General features: G+C 54.7%; 11 protein-coding genes. 8 read left to right on the plus strand and 3 right to left on the minus strand.

Annotated features, from left to right (window positions below; all coding sequences use genetic code 11):
* Positions 1-87: 87 nt before the first annotated feature.
* Together JGF26_RS16455 and JGF26_RS16460 are read left to right on the plus strand one after the other, a co-directional pair.
* A complete protein-coding gene (locus JGF26_RS16455) occupies positions 88-1,431 on the plus strand; it encodes a VOC family protein (protein ID WP_028017461.1) in 1,344 nt (447 codons plus the stop codon).
* Positions 1,432-1,474: 43 nt separating this feature from the next.
* Positions 1,475-2,980 (plus strand): carboxylesterase/lipase family protein, encoded by a 1,506-nt coding sequence (locus JGF26_RS16460; RefSeq protein WP_134708403.1) that lies wholly within the window; start codon positions 1,475-1,477, stop codon positions 2,978-2,980.
* On the opposite strand, the gene JGF26_RS16465 is transcribed toward JGF26_RS16460, so the two are convergent.
* Positions 2,967-3,809 (minus strand): LysR family transcriptional regulator, encoded by an 843-nt coding sequence (locus tag JGF26_RS16465; protein ID WP_028017459.1) that lies wholly within the window; start codon positions 3,807-3,809, stop codon positions 2,967-2,969. The two genes, JGF26_RS16460 and JGF26_RS16465, sit on opposite strands and share 14 nt — an antisense overlap.
* A gap of 114 nt (positions 3,810-3,923) precedes the next feature.
* Here JGF26_RS16465 and JGF26_RS16470 point away from each other — a divergent pair, with 114 nt between their 5' ends.
* The 4 genes from JGF26_RS16470 to rimL all read left to right on the plus strand — a co-directional run bounded on the left by JGF26_RS16470 (position 3,924) and on the right by rimL (position 8,369).
* Complete coding sequence (locus JGF26_RS16470; RefSeq protein WP_134708404.1) at positions 3,924-5,093, plus strand: pyridoxal phosphate-dependent aminotransferase; 1,170 nt, start codon at positions 3,924-3,926, stop codon at positions 5,091-5,093.
* Positions 5,094-5,103: 10 nt separating this feature from the next.
* On the plus strand, positions 5,104-5,877 hold the full coding sequence (locus JGF26_RS16475) for a transporter substrate-binding domain-containing protein (RefSeq protein WP_049007271.1): 774 nt from the start codon (positions 5,104-5,106) through the stop codon (positions 5,875-5,877).
* 242 nt (positions 5,878-6,119) lie between these two features.
* The gene (locus JGF26_RS16480; protein ID WP_134708405.1) at positions 6,120-7,775 is read left to right on the plus strand and encodes a glucan biosynthesis protein; all 1,656 of its coding nucleotides are present in this window, start codon (positions 6,120-6,122) and stop codon (positions 7,773-7,775) included.
* Between the two features lie 45 nt (positions 7,776-7,820).
* Positions 7,821-8,369, plus strand: coding sequence for a 50S ribosomal protein L7/L12-serine acetyltransferase (gene rimL, locus JGF26_RS16485; RefSeq protein ID WP_028017455.1), 549 nt, complete (start codon positions 7,821-7,823; stop codon positions 8,367-8,369).
* On the opposite strand, the gene ydcK is transcribed toward rimL, so the two are convergent.
* Positions 8,364-9,344 (minus strand): YdcK family protein, encoded by a 981-nt coding sequence (gene ydcK, locus JGF26_RS16490; RefSeq protein ID WP_134708406.1) that lies wholly within the window; start codon positions 9,342-9,344, stop codon positions 8,364-8,366. The genes rimL and ydcK overlap by 6 nt on opposite strands.
* Positions 9,345-9,479: 135 nt before the next feature.
* On the opposite strand from ydcK, the gene tehB reads away from it, so the two are divergent.
* The gene (gene tehB, locus JGF26_RS16495; protein ID WP_129325002.1) at positions 9,480-10,073 is read left to right on the plus strand and encodes a tellurite resistance methyltransferase TehB; all 594 of its coding nucleotides are present in this window, start codon (positions 9,480-9,482) and stop codon (positions 10,071-10,073) included.
* Here the strand turns inward: tehB and pepT are convergent.
* On the minus strand, positions 10,070-11,299 hold the full coding sequence (gene pepT, locus JGF26_RS16500; protein ID WP_134708407.1) for a peptidase T: 1,230 nt from the start codon (positions 11,297-11,299) through the stop codon (positions 10,070-10,072). The genes tehB and pepT overlap by 4 nt on opposite strands.
* A 111-nt stretch (positions 11,300-11,410) precedes the next feature.
* Here pepT and JGF26_RS16505 point away from each other — a divergent pair, with 111 nt between their 5' ends.
* A complete protein-coding gene (locus tag JGF26_RS16505) occupies positions 11,411-13,006 on the plus strand; it encodes an ABC transporter substrate-binding protein (RefSeq protein ID WP_134708432.1) in 1,596 nt (531 codons plus the stop codon).
* Positions 13,007-13,040: the final 34 nt, after the last annotated feature.

A 13,040-nucleotide genomic window follows, 5' to 3' on the forward strand; every position in this document is an offset into this window, starting at 1 on the left:
TCTTAAGATCACAAATCAGAAATTCTTCCCCCAGGAAGGAACGGGTTTCTCTACACTCCAGGTAATATTCACTGGAGGCATGACATCATGGCGAACACCATCACGGCTGATGACATTCGGGAACGCTTTTCGCAGGCTATGTCGGCGATGTACCAGCAGGAAGTTCCGCAATACGGCACTTTGCTCGAACTGGTCGCAGACGTAAACCTGGCGGTTCTGGAAAATAACCCGCTATTACATGAACAACTGGCTAATGCCGATGAACTGGCGCGCCTGAACGTGGAGCGCCACGGGGCGATCCGCGTCGGCACGGCACAGGAACTATCAACCCTGCGTCGTATGTTTGCCATCATGGGCATGTACCCGGTCAGCTATTACGATCTCTCTCAGGCGGGGGTGCCGGTCCACTCCACGGCGTTTCGTCCGATAGACGATGCGGCGCTGTGCCGTAATCCGTTTCGTATCTTTACCTCGCTGCTGCGTCTTGAGCTGATTGAAAACGTTGCGCTGCGTGAACGCGCGGCGGAGATCCTGTCTCACCGGAACATCTTTACCCCACGCTGTCTGGCGCTGATCGAGCTCCATGAGTCGGAAGGGCAGTTTACTGACGCACAGGCGCACGAATTTGTGCAGGAAGCGCTGGAAACCTTCCGCTGGCATCGTCATGCGACGGTCGATCAGGAAACCTATCTGGCCCTGCACAACGAACACCGGCTGATTGCCGATGTGGTTTGCTTCCCGGGCTGCCACATTAACCACCTCACGCCGCGTACCCTGGATATTGACCGAGTGCAGGAGCTGATGCCGAAGTATGGTATAGAACCAAAAGTGCTGATCGAAGGACCTCCTCGTCGCGAAGTGCCTGTGCTCTTACGACAGACCAGCTTTAAGGCGCTTGAAGAACCAGTGCTGTTTGCCGGAGAACATAAAGGCACACATACCGCGCGGTTTGGTGAAATTGAACAGCGCGGCGTGGCGCTGACGCCAAAAGGCCGTGAACTGTACGATAGCCTGCTCGCACAGGCCGGTACCGGTAAAGATAACCTGACCCACCAGCTGCATTTGCGGGAGATCTTTAACGCTTTCCCGGACAGCGAAATGCTAATGCGTCGTCAGGAGCTGGCCTATTTCCGCTATCGTCTGACGCCTGCGGGGGAAGCGCATCGCCACGCGTTTCGTCCCGGAGACGATCCGCAGCCGCTGATCGAACGTGGGTGGGTGGTCGCTCAGCCGATTACCTACGAAGATTTCCTGCCGGTCAGCGCTGCCGGGATATTCCAGTCCAATCTCGGGAACGAAACCCAGGCGCGCAGCCACGGAAATGCCAGCCGCGATGCCTTTGAAGCGGCGCTGGGCTGCCCGGTGTATGACGAGTTTACGCTCTATCAGGAGGCTGAAGTACGAAGCAAACAGCGTTGCGGTTTGCTCTGAAACCGTTACTCTGCTGGGGTGTGATGGAAAAATTAAGGTCGTTATGCAAAATCCTTCCGCCCCTGTGGTTGAAACGCGCTGCGGCGCACTGTCTGGTTTAACCGATGAAAATGTCCATGTCTGGTGCGGTATTCCCTACGCCGCACCGCCCGTGGGCGAGTGGCGCTGGCGTTCCCCGCGGCGGCCTGAACCGTGGGATGGACTTCGCGAAGCCACCACCTTTTCGGCCTCAAGCTGGCAAAGCAGCGAGTATTGTCAGGAGCTAGGCGGCGGCGATCCGGGCCAGTTTTCTGAAGATTGTCTCTATCTCAACGTCTGGTCTCCCAAAGAGCGCGCGGAATCGCTTCCGGTGATGGTCTGGCTGCACGGCGGCGGGTTTACCATTGGTGCCGGGGGGCTGCCGCCCTATAACGGCAAAGCGCTGGCAATGCGCGGTGTGGTTGTAGTCACGATCAACTATCGCCTCGGTCATCTTGGCTTCTTTGCCCATCCTGCACTGGAGGGCGAAGAATATCGCGTTGTGCATAATTTTGCCCTGCTGGACCAGATCGCCGCGCTCGAATGGGTGCGGGATAACATTGCTGCGTTTGGCGGCGACCCTGCTAACGTGACCCTGTTTGGCGAATCCGCGGGCGCGCGCAGCGTGCTTTCGCTGCTGGCCTCGCCATTGGCAGAAGGATTGTTCCATAAGGCGATTGTACAAAGCGGTTACACCTTACCTGACACGCCGCGCGAGCAGGCACTGCAGAAGGGGGAAGCGCTGGCCGCCCATTTTGGCCTGGAGAATGCGACAGCCGAGGAGCTACGCGCTATTCCGCCCGACGCGTTCTGGCCATTAACCGCACCGCTGAACATTGCCCCGGCACCCATCGTCGGGGATTGCGTGCTGCCGGAAGCGATGCTCGATGTCTTCTTCGCCGCCCGACAGCATCCTGTGCCGGTGATGATTGGTTCAAACAGCGATGAAGCCAGCGTGATGGCGGTGTTTGGTATCGATCTTGCCGGGCAAATCCAGAAACTGCGCCGCGAACGTCGATTTGGTCTGGGGTTGATTAAGCTGCTCTATCCTGGCGTCAAAGGGGACGAAGAGCTGGGCCGACAGGTGTGCCGCGACATGGCGTTCACCACGATGGGTTACGTAGTGATGCAGGCTCAGCAGCGTATCGGCGGATTGTGCTGGCGTTACTGGTTCGACTATGTCGCGGAAGCAGAACATGACACCTATATCAACGGCGCCTGGCACGGCAATGAAGTTCCCTATGTGTTCGATACGCTTGGTCAGGTAGAACCGTCGCGTCAGTATGTTAATGCACGCGATCTCCAGTTTGCTGCCCAGGTTGCCGATTATTGGGTAAGTTTCGCGCGTGACGCGGGGAGGCGCGACATTCTGCCGGGACCCACGCACTGGCCCGCGTGTCGCAAGGGGCGGGACGTTCTGTTACGTATTGGAGTGAATAAACATGCAGGTTTCAGGCTTGAAAACCGCTTTATGCGCGCGCGCATGAGTCTCTTCAAGCGGGTGATGAAGCATCACGTCAGCCTCGACTAAGCAAACAAGCGCGAAACGCCGCCAGCCCATTTTCTTCGCCAGGCGTTTCGCGCAGCACCAGGCGGTAGCTCGCGCCGGTTTTTATACTTGTCTCATAGGGCCGCGTTAGCCTTCCGGCACGGACATCTTCTTCTACCAGCGTTTCGTCGGCAATGGCGACGCCCAGCCCCTGAATGGCCGCCGTAATGGCGAGATCCATCGTATCGAAGTGTTGATTTTTGTGCATAACAAAGCCCGGGCCTTCCTGTTTTGCCAGCCACAATGACCAGTCTGTCTTATCCCTTGTGGGGTGAAGAAATGTCAACGAACCCAGTGCGGCACTCGCGCGCATAGGGCTAAGCACCGGGGTTAACGCCTCTTCAAACAGCAGGTCGCCGGCACTCATATGCGTGCCGAACACGATGGCCGCATCGTAAGATTCGGTTTTGAAATTCACGTTGTGATCGGTGGTGGTGGTCAATGCAATTTGCAGATCCGGCTGTTCACGCTCCACCTCCAGCAGGCGGGGGACCAGCCAGCGCATGGCGCAGGTGGGGGCTTTTAAGCGGATGACGGTTTGCTGGCTGCGGGCCCGGTCGGCCACCGTCAGCAATTGCTCAAAAGACGATTGCAGTTCAGGCAACAGGGCGCTTCCCTGCGGTGACAGCCGCAGCCCACGCGCATGACGCTCAAATAGCGGAAAGCCAAACCACGCTTCAAGGGAAGCGATCTTGCGGCTCACTGCCCCCTGTGTCAGGCAAAGCTCAGCGGCGGCGTGGGTGAGGTTCAGGTGACGCGCGGTGACTAAAAATGCGTCGATGGCATTGAGCGGGAGCGAACGGCGCGACATATAAACACCTCAGCTATGCATTTTTCTCATGGCTATTATGACAACAATTCGATTGTCCCGACAACTCACTTGTTGTTTGAATAGTTATGCAATGTCCATGAGAAGGGAAAGAGGATGACTTTACGAACGCCGGTGCAAACACGCTCTAAACTGCCTGATGTGGGTACCACCATTTTTACCGTTATCGGCCAGCTCTCGGCGCAGCATAACGCGATTAACCTTTCTCAGGGCGCACCGAATTTTTCCTGCGACCCGAAGCTGATTGCGGGCGTCACCCGCGCAATGGAGGCAGGGCATAACCAGTATGCAGCGATGACCGGTCTGCAGCCGCTCAAAGAACGCATTGCCGATAAAATTGCCACCCTCTACGGTACGCAGTATGACCCAGGTAGCGAGGTGCTGGTCACCGCCAGCGCCAGCGAAGGGCTTTATTCGGCAATCAGCGGGCTGGTGCACCCGGGCGATGAGGTGATCTACTTTGAACCGTCATTTGACAGCTATGCGCCAATTGTCCGCCTGCAGGGGGCAACCCCGGTCGCCATCAAACTCACGGTGCCGGATTTTGCCGTCAACTGGGATGAAGTGCGTGCCGCGATCACCCCGTGTACGCGTATGATTATCATCAATACCCCGCACAACCCGAGCGGTCAGGTTTTCTCAGCTAATGATCTGCAGCAGCTGGCGGCGCTGACGCGCAATACCGATATCATTATTTTGTCTGACGAAGTGTACGAACACGTCGTTTTTGATGGTGAACCGCACCACGGGATGGCTACACACCCGCAGCTGGCGGAACGTAGCGTGATTATCTCTTCTTTCGGAAAAACCTATCACGTTACCGGATGGCGTGTGGGTTACTGTGTTGCTCCGGCGGTACTGATGGACGAGATTTGTAAAGTCCATCAATTTTTAATGTTTTCTGCCGATACGCCAATGCAGCATGCCTTTGCTGAACATATGGTCGACCCGCAAACCTGGCTGTCGCTGTCGGCGTTTTACCAGCGTAAGCGCGATCTGCTGCAAAGCCTGCTTGAGGATTCGCCGTTTACCCTGTTGCCGAGTGCCGGGTCGTTCTTCATGCTGGCGGACTACAGCCAGTTTAGCGATGAGCGTGATAGCGAGCTGGTGAAACGGCTGATCGTTGAGTACGGTGTTGCCACCATTCCGCTGTCGGCGTTTTATGCGGACGGTACGGATAATAAATTGATTCGTCTCTCTTTTGCGAAAGATGAGGCGACGTTACGGGCAGGTGCCCAGGCCCTGTGTCGGGTTAAACCACGCTGAGGAGTATTGGATGAAATTACGCGCGTTAGTTGTCGGCATGGGATTGCTGTGTACCTTTTCTTCCTTCGCGGCTACCGAGCTGCGTTACGGTCTGGAAGCGGAATATCCGCCGTTTGAGAGCCGTAATGCGGCGGGCGAACTGGAAGGGTTTGACGTTGAGCTGGGGAATGCCATTTGTAAAGCCGCAGCGCTGAAGTGCACCTGGGTTGAAACCTCGTTTGATGCGTTGATTCCGGGGCTGGTGGCGAAGAAATTCGACGCGATCAACTCGGCGATGAATATCACCGAACAGCGCCGCAAGAGTATTGATTTTACCCAACCGATCTACCGTATTCCGTCGCAGCTGGTCGGTAAGGCCGGAACGGCGGTAGAGGCGACTCCCGAAGGGCTGAAGGGAAAAACCATCGGTGTGCTGCAGGGATCCATTCAGGAAACCTATGCGAAAGAGCACTGGGAAAAGCAGGGTGTCACCGTGGTGTCTTATAAAGATCAGAATATGGCCTGGGGCGATCTGCTGAATGGTCGGATCGACGCCTCGCTGGTCATGTCAGCGGCCGGGCAGGCAGGTTTCCTCAGCAAGCCGCAGGGGAAAGGGTTTGGCTTCATCGGCAAACCGGTGTCTGACGACACTATCCTCGGCAGTGGGATCGGTTTTGGGTTGCGTAAAGGTGACGAGGCCACCAAAAAGCAACTTGATGCCGCGATTGATAAAGTACGTGCCGACGGCACGATCGCTAAACTCGCTGATAAGTACTTCCCGGGTATCGATGTCAGCGTAAAATAACCGCCTCATTGGCCCCGGCGAACGATGTCGCGCCGGGGCATTTTTCTACACATTCTCCAGGCTTTCTTTACACCACTTTCGGGCCGTTCTGGTCGACAGAAAATATTTCACACTTTGTTCATATAATCACCGGCCAACAATTGGATTCTTAACCATTTTTGTTTAGGCTGTGCGTTCTTTCTTGCCGTCATTTCGCCGAGCGCGAAACACATTCACACGACCATAAGGACGTTTTTCCAGGCATGAATCGCAGACGTTTTCTAAAAGGCTCGCTGGCAGTGGCAGCCCTGAGCGGCACATCTGGCCTTGCTTCTCTGTTTTCCAAAGCGGCATACGCTGCTGACTCTGACATTGCTGACGGCCAGAGCCGTCGTTTTGATTTCTCCGTACTGCAATCCATGGCGCATGACCTGGCGAAAACCCCGTGGGGTGGTGCGCCGCGCCCGCTGCCGGACACGCTGGCCACCATGACACCGCAGGCGTACAACGCCATCCGCTACGATGAAAAGCAGTCTCTGTGGAATAACATTGAAGGGCGTCAACTGGACGTGCAGTTCTTCCATATGGGAATGGGTTTCCGTCGCCGCGTGCGGATGTTCTCGCTCGACCAGTCTACTTCTATGGCGCGCGAGATCCACTTCCGTCCGGAGCTGTTCAGCTATGGTGAAACGGGTGTGGATACCAAACAGCTGGAAGGGCAAAGCGATCTCGGCTTTGCGGGCTTCCGTGCGTTTAAAGCCCCTGAACTGGCGCGTCGCGATATCGTCTCTTTCCTCGGTGCGAGCTATTTCCGTGCGGTTGATGACACCTACCAATATGGTCTTTCCGCACGTGGTCTGGCGGTGGATACCTTTACCGACACGCCGGAAGAGTTCCCGGATTTCACCTCGTTCTGGTTTGAAACCGTCAAACCTGGCGACACCACTTTTACCGTTTATGCGCTGCTGGACAGCCCAAGCATCACTGGTGCTTATAAATTCGTGATCCACTGCGAGAAGAGCCAGGTGATTATGGAGGTGGAAAACCACCTCTATGCGCGTAAAGACATTAAGCAACTCGGCATCGCACCGATGACCAGCATGTTCAGCTGCGGTAATAACGAACGCCGCATGTGTGACACCATTCACCCGCAAATTCATGACTCCGACCGCCTGGCCATGTGGCGCGGCAACGGGGAGTGGATCTGTCGTCCGCTGAACAACCCGCAGAAGCTGCAGTTCAATGCCTATATGGACAAGAATCCGAAAGGGTTCGGCCTGCTGCAACTTGATCGCGATTTCTCGCACTATCAGGACGTGATGGGCTGGTATAACAAACGCCCAAGTCTGTGGGTTGAGCCGCGCAATGACTGGGGCAAAGGCTCAGTTGGCCTGATGGAGATCCCGACTACGGGTGAAACGCTGGATAACGTCGTCTGCTTCTGGCAGCCAGAAAAAGCGGTCAAAGCGGGCGACGAGCTGGACTTCAAATATCGCCTCTACTGGAGCGCCATGCCGCCAGTGCGTTCTCCGCTGGCAACGGTCTTCGCGACCCGCACCGGTATGGGTGGCTTCCCGGAAGGGTGGGCACCCGGCGAAAATTACCCGAAAGTGTGGGCCCGTCGCTTCGCTATCGACTTTGTCGGTGGCGACCTGAAAGCGGCTGCACCAAAAGGCATCGAGCCGGTCATTACGCTCTCCAGCGGTGAAGCGAAGCAGGTTGAGATCCTTTACGTTGAACCGTTTGACGGCTATCGCATTCTGTTTGACTGGTATCCAACATCGGATTCGACCGAACCAGTGGACATGCGTTTGTTCCTGCGCTGCCAGGGGGATGCCATCAGTGAAACCTGGCTGTACCAGTATTTCCCGCCAGCACCGGATAAACGTCAGTACGTTGACGACCGGGTAATGCGTTAACGATTGATACCCTCTCCCGTTGGGAGAGGGTTAGTGTGAGGGGTCATGACCGCAGCACAATCCGAAATTATCCCGGTGTCTGACACCGTCGAACTGCGCGCCGTTGAAGAGCGCTACGCCGCCGAACTGCACAACCTCGTCGTCAAAAACAGAGCTTTTCTGCAAACCGCCTTTGACTGGGCGCAGCACGTGGGCAGCGAAGAAGATACCCGCCGTAACGTGCAGAGTAACCAGATGCTGCACCAGCGCGGCTACGCCAAAATGTTTTTGATCTTTAAGGATGATGGGCTGGTCGGCGTGCTGTCGTTTAACACGATTGAACCGGCCAACAAAGCCGGGTACATCGGCTACTGGCTGGATGAAGCGCATCAGGGGCAGGGGATCCTCTCTCAGTCATTGCAGGCGTTTATGCGTTACTACGCTGAACGCGGTGAAATCCGTCGTTTTGTGATTAAGTGTCGGGTCGCGAATCAGCACAGCAACAATGTTGCCCTGCGCAACGGTTTTACGCTGGAAGGTTGCCTGCGGGAAGCGGAATTCCTCAATGGTCATTTCGACGATGTGAACATCTACGGCAAGATTTATACGCTATAGCGCGCCCAGCAGGGGCGTGCGGGTAATGCGCTGGTTGCCATTAATGACCTTTTCGCCGCGCAGATGAATATTCTCACCGGCAAACGCTTCAATCACCGCATCGTCGGTGATTTCAACCCGGTGCTCAATCAGCACATCGCCGCTGATCCTCGCCCGTCCCTGAATCACGACTTTATCATCCAGCATGATCGGCCCACCGCGTAGCCATGCCTGTCCCCCAATCAGAACGTGGTGTTTTATGATGCAGTTTCCTTCTACCACCGCATCCTCCGCGACCTGAGAGCTGTAGCGCACCGTCGGAATGGCATCGTCATCAAAACCGGCAATCACGCGGGCATTGCCATAGACCTTTGCGCAGTCGCACACCCAGACGTTATTGAGATCGTTGCCTTCAAGGATTGCGTTGTCGAATATTTCGGCGCGGTGCTCAACAAAGGCATCATTCACCATCGCATCGCCGTAGATTTGCGCCTGATGCACAATGCGTGACTGGCTCACCGTCGCGTTATCGTAAATTTGCAGGATCTGTTCATGGTCCGGCGTCAGGCCTTTGGCGGCAATAACGACGCTGTTGTGAAGCACGCGGGCATTGCCATAAATATGACATTCACCCCGAACACAGGAGTGCTGAATGGTGACGTTGTCACTTATTCGGGCTCCATGGCTGACTTCAGCCTCGTCCAGCCAGCAATTGTCGCCGATATGCGCTTCGTGGCTGATGATGCAAGGCAGGGTAAGCCGCGCGTTGCCGGATACGGTGGCACCGGCGAACACCACGCTGTTTTCGTCGTAGATCCAACAGTCACCGTCTTGTGCGAGGGCGCGCTCATCGTCAATCCATCCACCTTTCGTACCTATCGTCACGTCGTTAAACTCCGCCGTGGCGATAATCTGCCGTAATGTGGTCGTGTGGGTTGTTTCGCCATTTTTCCATTGCCAAAGGCGTGTATCGTCGCTCAGGCGATATTTGTTCATCTTGATCTCTCTGATAACCGTCTTAACTAAACGTAGCAAATATTTCAGTTTTCGAACGGTTGGCAACCAGACGGTAAACGCCTTAAAATGGCATTCAAAATGCACTTTAAATTTATGCAGGATCAGGAAAAAATAATGACCGTCGATGAGAATTACTTCACAGAGAAATATGGCTTAACCCGAACGCATTCCGAGGTGCTGTTCAGTGCAGAAAGGGTTAAGCCGGGTAAAACGCTGGATCTGGGCTGTGGAAATGGCCGTAACAGTCTCTACCTTGCTGCTAACGGTCACGAGGTGACGGCCTGGGATAAAAACCCGATGAGCATTGATAATATCGAGCGCATCAAGGCGGAAGAAGGGATCGACAACCTCCACACGGCGATAAAAGATCTCAACACCCTGAGTTTCGACGGCGAATATGATTTTATTTTGTCCACCGTCGTGCTGATGTTCCTGGATGCAAAAACCATCCCCGGTCTTATCGCCAATATGCAGCGCTGCACTACACCAGGCGGTCACAACCTGATTGTCGCCGCCATGGATACGGTGGACTACCCGTGTACCGTTGGTTTCCCGTTTGCATTCAAAAGCGGTGAACTGAGCAACTACTATGAAGGCTGGGAGTTGCTCAAATACAACGAAGACGTTGGTGAACTGCACCGCACCGATGAAAACGGCAATCGCATTAAGCTGCGCTTTGCCACCATGCTGGCGCGTAAGCCCACTTAACGGGCGGCCAGCAGGCAGAGTTGCAGGGCAGTCTGGTAAGAGGCCTCGAACGACGACAGCGGCAGAAATTCAAACCTCGAGTGGAAGTTATGCGCGCCGGTGAAGAAGTTTGGCGTAAGTAGCCCTTTTGCCGAGAGTGCCGCACCGTCTGTGCCGCCGCGCATCGGCGTCGGTTTCGGCGTGATGCCGAGCGATTCCATCGCTTCAAACATCAGGTCGATAGCGCGCCTGTCTTCGCCAATCGCATTGCTGATATTGCTGTAGGTATCTTCAATGCGATAGTCCACGTTGGCCGTTGGATGTTGGGCGGCTATCAGCGCAGCCACGTCGGCAATCTGCTGCTTGCGGGCGGCAAAGCTGTCCTTGTCAAAATCGCGGATATTCGCTTTGAGGATGGCCTCGTTTTGCCCCGCCTGAATACCGTTAAACCAGATATAGCCCTCACGACCTTCGGTACACTCGGGCGTTTGCTGGCGGTCAAAATGGTTGATGTAATCGGTCGCCATCAGCAGGGGGTTCACCAGCACGCCTTTGGCGGACATGGGGTGTGCCGTCACGCCGGTAAAGCGGATTTCCGCGGCTGCCGCATTAAAATTCTCGTAGACAATTTCACCCAGCTCGCAGCAGTCAATGGTCCAGGCAAAATCAACGTCGAAGCGTTTCAGATCGAGCGCCTTCGCGCCACACAGACCGATTTCTTCATCCGGGACAAATGCGACCACAATGTCGCCGTGTTGATGCTCCGCGGTCAGGTTTTCCAGCACGGTCATGACTACGGTAACGGCTGATTTATTATCTGCGCCCAAAACGCTGGTTCCGTCGCTGAAAATAATCTCCTCATTAGGGTAGGACAGAATTTCCGGGTGCTCTTTTACGCGTAACCAAATGTCTTTGTCTTTATTCAGACAGAGGTCTTCACCTGTAAATGTTAATATCTGCGGATGAATATCCGGTGATAATCCCACGTCGACGGTATCAATATGGGTAATAAAACCAATACGCGGCGCACCGGCGACGTTACCTTTTTTCACCGCGGTCACCGTGGCGAATTCATCAATCACAATGTCGTCTAACCCCAGCTGTGCCAGCTCCTGAGCAAGCTCCCGCGCCATGTTGTGTTGGCCTGGCGTAGAGGGCAGCGTTTTTACTCTGGCATCGCTCTGGCTGGTGATGGAGAGATAGCGAAAAAAGCGGTGCGTTAATTGTCTGGAAAGTGGCGAGCCCATAGTGATTTATTCCTTATTTATTTTTCAGGTGTTTGCCACTTCACTTTAATGTTATTTATGAAATGGCAAAAGAATTAATTAGCCGTCGAATTAAAAAGACAGGAATAAATGATGAAAAGCAAACTCACAATCTTAACGCTTGCTCTTGCGGCGCTCACCGTCAGTTCCACTGTCGCTGCGAAAACGCTCGTGTATTGTTCCGAAGGATCGCCGGAAAACTTTAATCCTCAGTTATACACGTCGGGCACCAGCGTGGATGCCAGTGCCGTACCTGTTTATAACCGGCTGGTCGATTTCAAACCTGGCACCACGGAGCTGGTACCCAGTCTGGCAGAGAGCTGGGAGGTCAGCGACGACGGTAAAGTCTATACCTTCCATCTGCGCAAGGGGGTGAAATTCCAGAGCAATAAATTGTTCACACCGACCCGGGACTTTAACGCCGATGACGTCATCTTCTCGTTTATGCGGCAGAAAGATGTGAATCATCCTTACCATAACGTCTCTAACGGCAGCTATTCCAATTTCGAAAGTCTGGAGTTTGGCAGTCTGATAACCGCCATTGATAAAGTCGATGATCACACCGTGCGCTTTACGCTGGCACACCCGGAGGCGCCGTTTGTCGCGGATCTGGCATGGTATTTTGCCTCGATCCTCTCTGCGGAGTATGCCGACGCGATGCTGAAAGCGGGGACACCAGAGAAGGTGGATATGGAGCCGATTGGCACCGGGCCGTTTAAGCTCGTACAGTATCAGAAGGACTCCCGCATCCTTTTCACCGCGTTTGCAGACTACTGGCAGGGTAAATCGAAACTCGATCGACTGGTGTTTACCATCACGCCGGATGCTTCAGTACGTTTTGCCAAAATCGAAAAGAACGAATGTCAGGTGATGCCGTTCCCGAACCCAGCCGATCTGCCGCGTATGAAGGCGAACAAAGACATCAACCTGATGAGCAAGGCAGGGCTGAACACTGGTTTTCTGGCGTTTAACACCCAAAAGCCACCGCTGGATAACGTGAAGGTTCGCCAGGCGCTGGCCATCGCCATCAACAAATCAGCCATTATTGACGCGGTGTTCCATGGCACGGGGACCGCCGCGAAGAACCTGCTGCCGCCAGGGGTATGGAGCGCCGACAGTGAACTTAAGGATTACGATTACGATCCGGAAAAGGCAAAAGCGCTGCTGAAGGAAGCAGGTTTTGCAAACGGGGTGAACATTGATTTGTGGGCAATGCCGGTTCAGCGTCCGTACAATCCGAATGCGAAACGTATGGCCGAAATGATTCAGGCCGACTGGGCGAAAGTGGGCGTACAAACTCACATTGTCACCTATGAATGGGGTGAATACCTCAAGCGCGTGAAGGGCGGGGAGCATCAGGCTGCGCTGATGGGCTGGACGACCGCAACGGGCGATCCGGACAATTTCTTTGGTCCGCTATTTACCTGCACCTCTGCAAATGGCGGTTCGAACTCGGCGAAGTGGTGCTATAAGCCGTTTGATAAAATTATTGCGGAGGCAAAATCAATAACCGACCACGATAAACGTGTGGCGCTGTATAAAGAGGCTCAGCAGATGATGCATGACCAGATGCCAGCGGTGATGATTGCGCATTCAACCATTTTCGAACCGGTGCGCAAAGAGGTGACGGGTTATGAAATTGACCCGTTCGGTAAGCATCTGTTCTGGCAACTGGATATACATCAGTAATTTTTCACTGCCCGGCACGCATCCGGGCAGTCTT

The sequence above is a fragment of the Enterobacter sp. E1 genome, assembly GCF_016809815.1.
Lineage (GTDB): Bacteria > Pseudomonadota > Gammaproteobacteria > Enterobacterales > Enterobacteriaceae > Enterobacter > Enterobacter adelaidei.

Bases quoted from the DNA above. Each gene is read 5' to 3' on its own strand.
- JGF26_RS16455 (WP_028017461.1), top strand. From the start codon at position 88: ATGGCGAACACCATCACGGCTGATGACATTCGGGAACGCTTTTCGCAG.
- JGF26_RS16460 (WP_134708403.1), top strand. From the start codon at position 1,475: ATGCAAAATCCTTCCGCCCCTGTGGTTGAAACGCGCTGCGGCGCACTG.
- JGF26_RS16465 (WP_028017459.1), bottom strand. From the start codon at position 3,809: ATGTCGCGCCGTTCGCTCCCGCTCAATGCCATCGACGCATTTTTAGTC.
- JGF26_RS16470 (WP_134708404.1), top strand. From the start codon at position 3,924: ATGACTTTACGAACGCCGGTGCAAACACGCTCTAAACTGCCTGATGTG.
- JGF26_RS16475 (WP_049007271.1), top strand. From the start codon at position 5,104: ATGAAATTACGCGCGTTAGTTGTCGGCATGGGATTGCTGTGTACCTTT.
- JGF26_RS16480 (WP_134708405.1), top strand. From the start codon at position 6,120: ATGAATCGCAGACGTTTTCTAAAAGGCTCGCTGGCAGTGGCAGCCCTG.
- rimL (WP_028017455.1), top strand. From the start codon at position 7,821: ATGACCGCAGCACAATCCGAAATTATCCCGGTGTCTGACACCGTCGAA.
- ydcK (WP_134708406.1), bottom strand. From the start codon at position 9,344: ATGAACAAATATCGCCTGAGCGACGATACACGCCTTTGGCAATGGAAA.
- tehB (WP_129325002.1), top strand. From the start codon at position 9,480: ATGACCGTCGATGAGAATTACTTCACAGAGAAATATGGCTTAACCCGA.
- pepT (WP_134708407.1), bottom strand. From the start codon at position 11,299: ATGGGCTCGCCACTTTCCAGACAATTAACGCACCGCTTTTTTCGCTAT.
- JGF26_RS16505 (WP_134708432.1), top strand. From the start codon at position 11,411: ATGAAAAGCAAACTCACAATCTTAACGCTTGCTCTTGCGGCGCTCACC.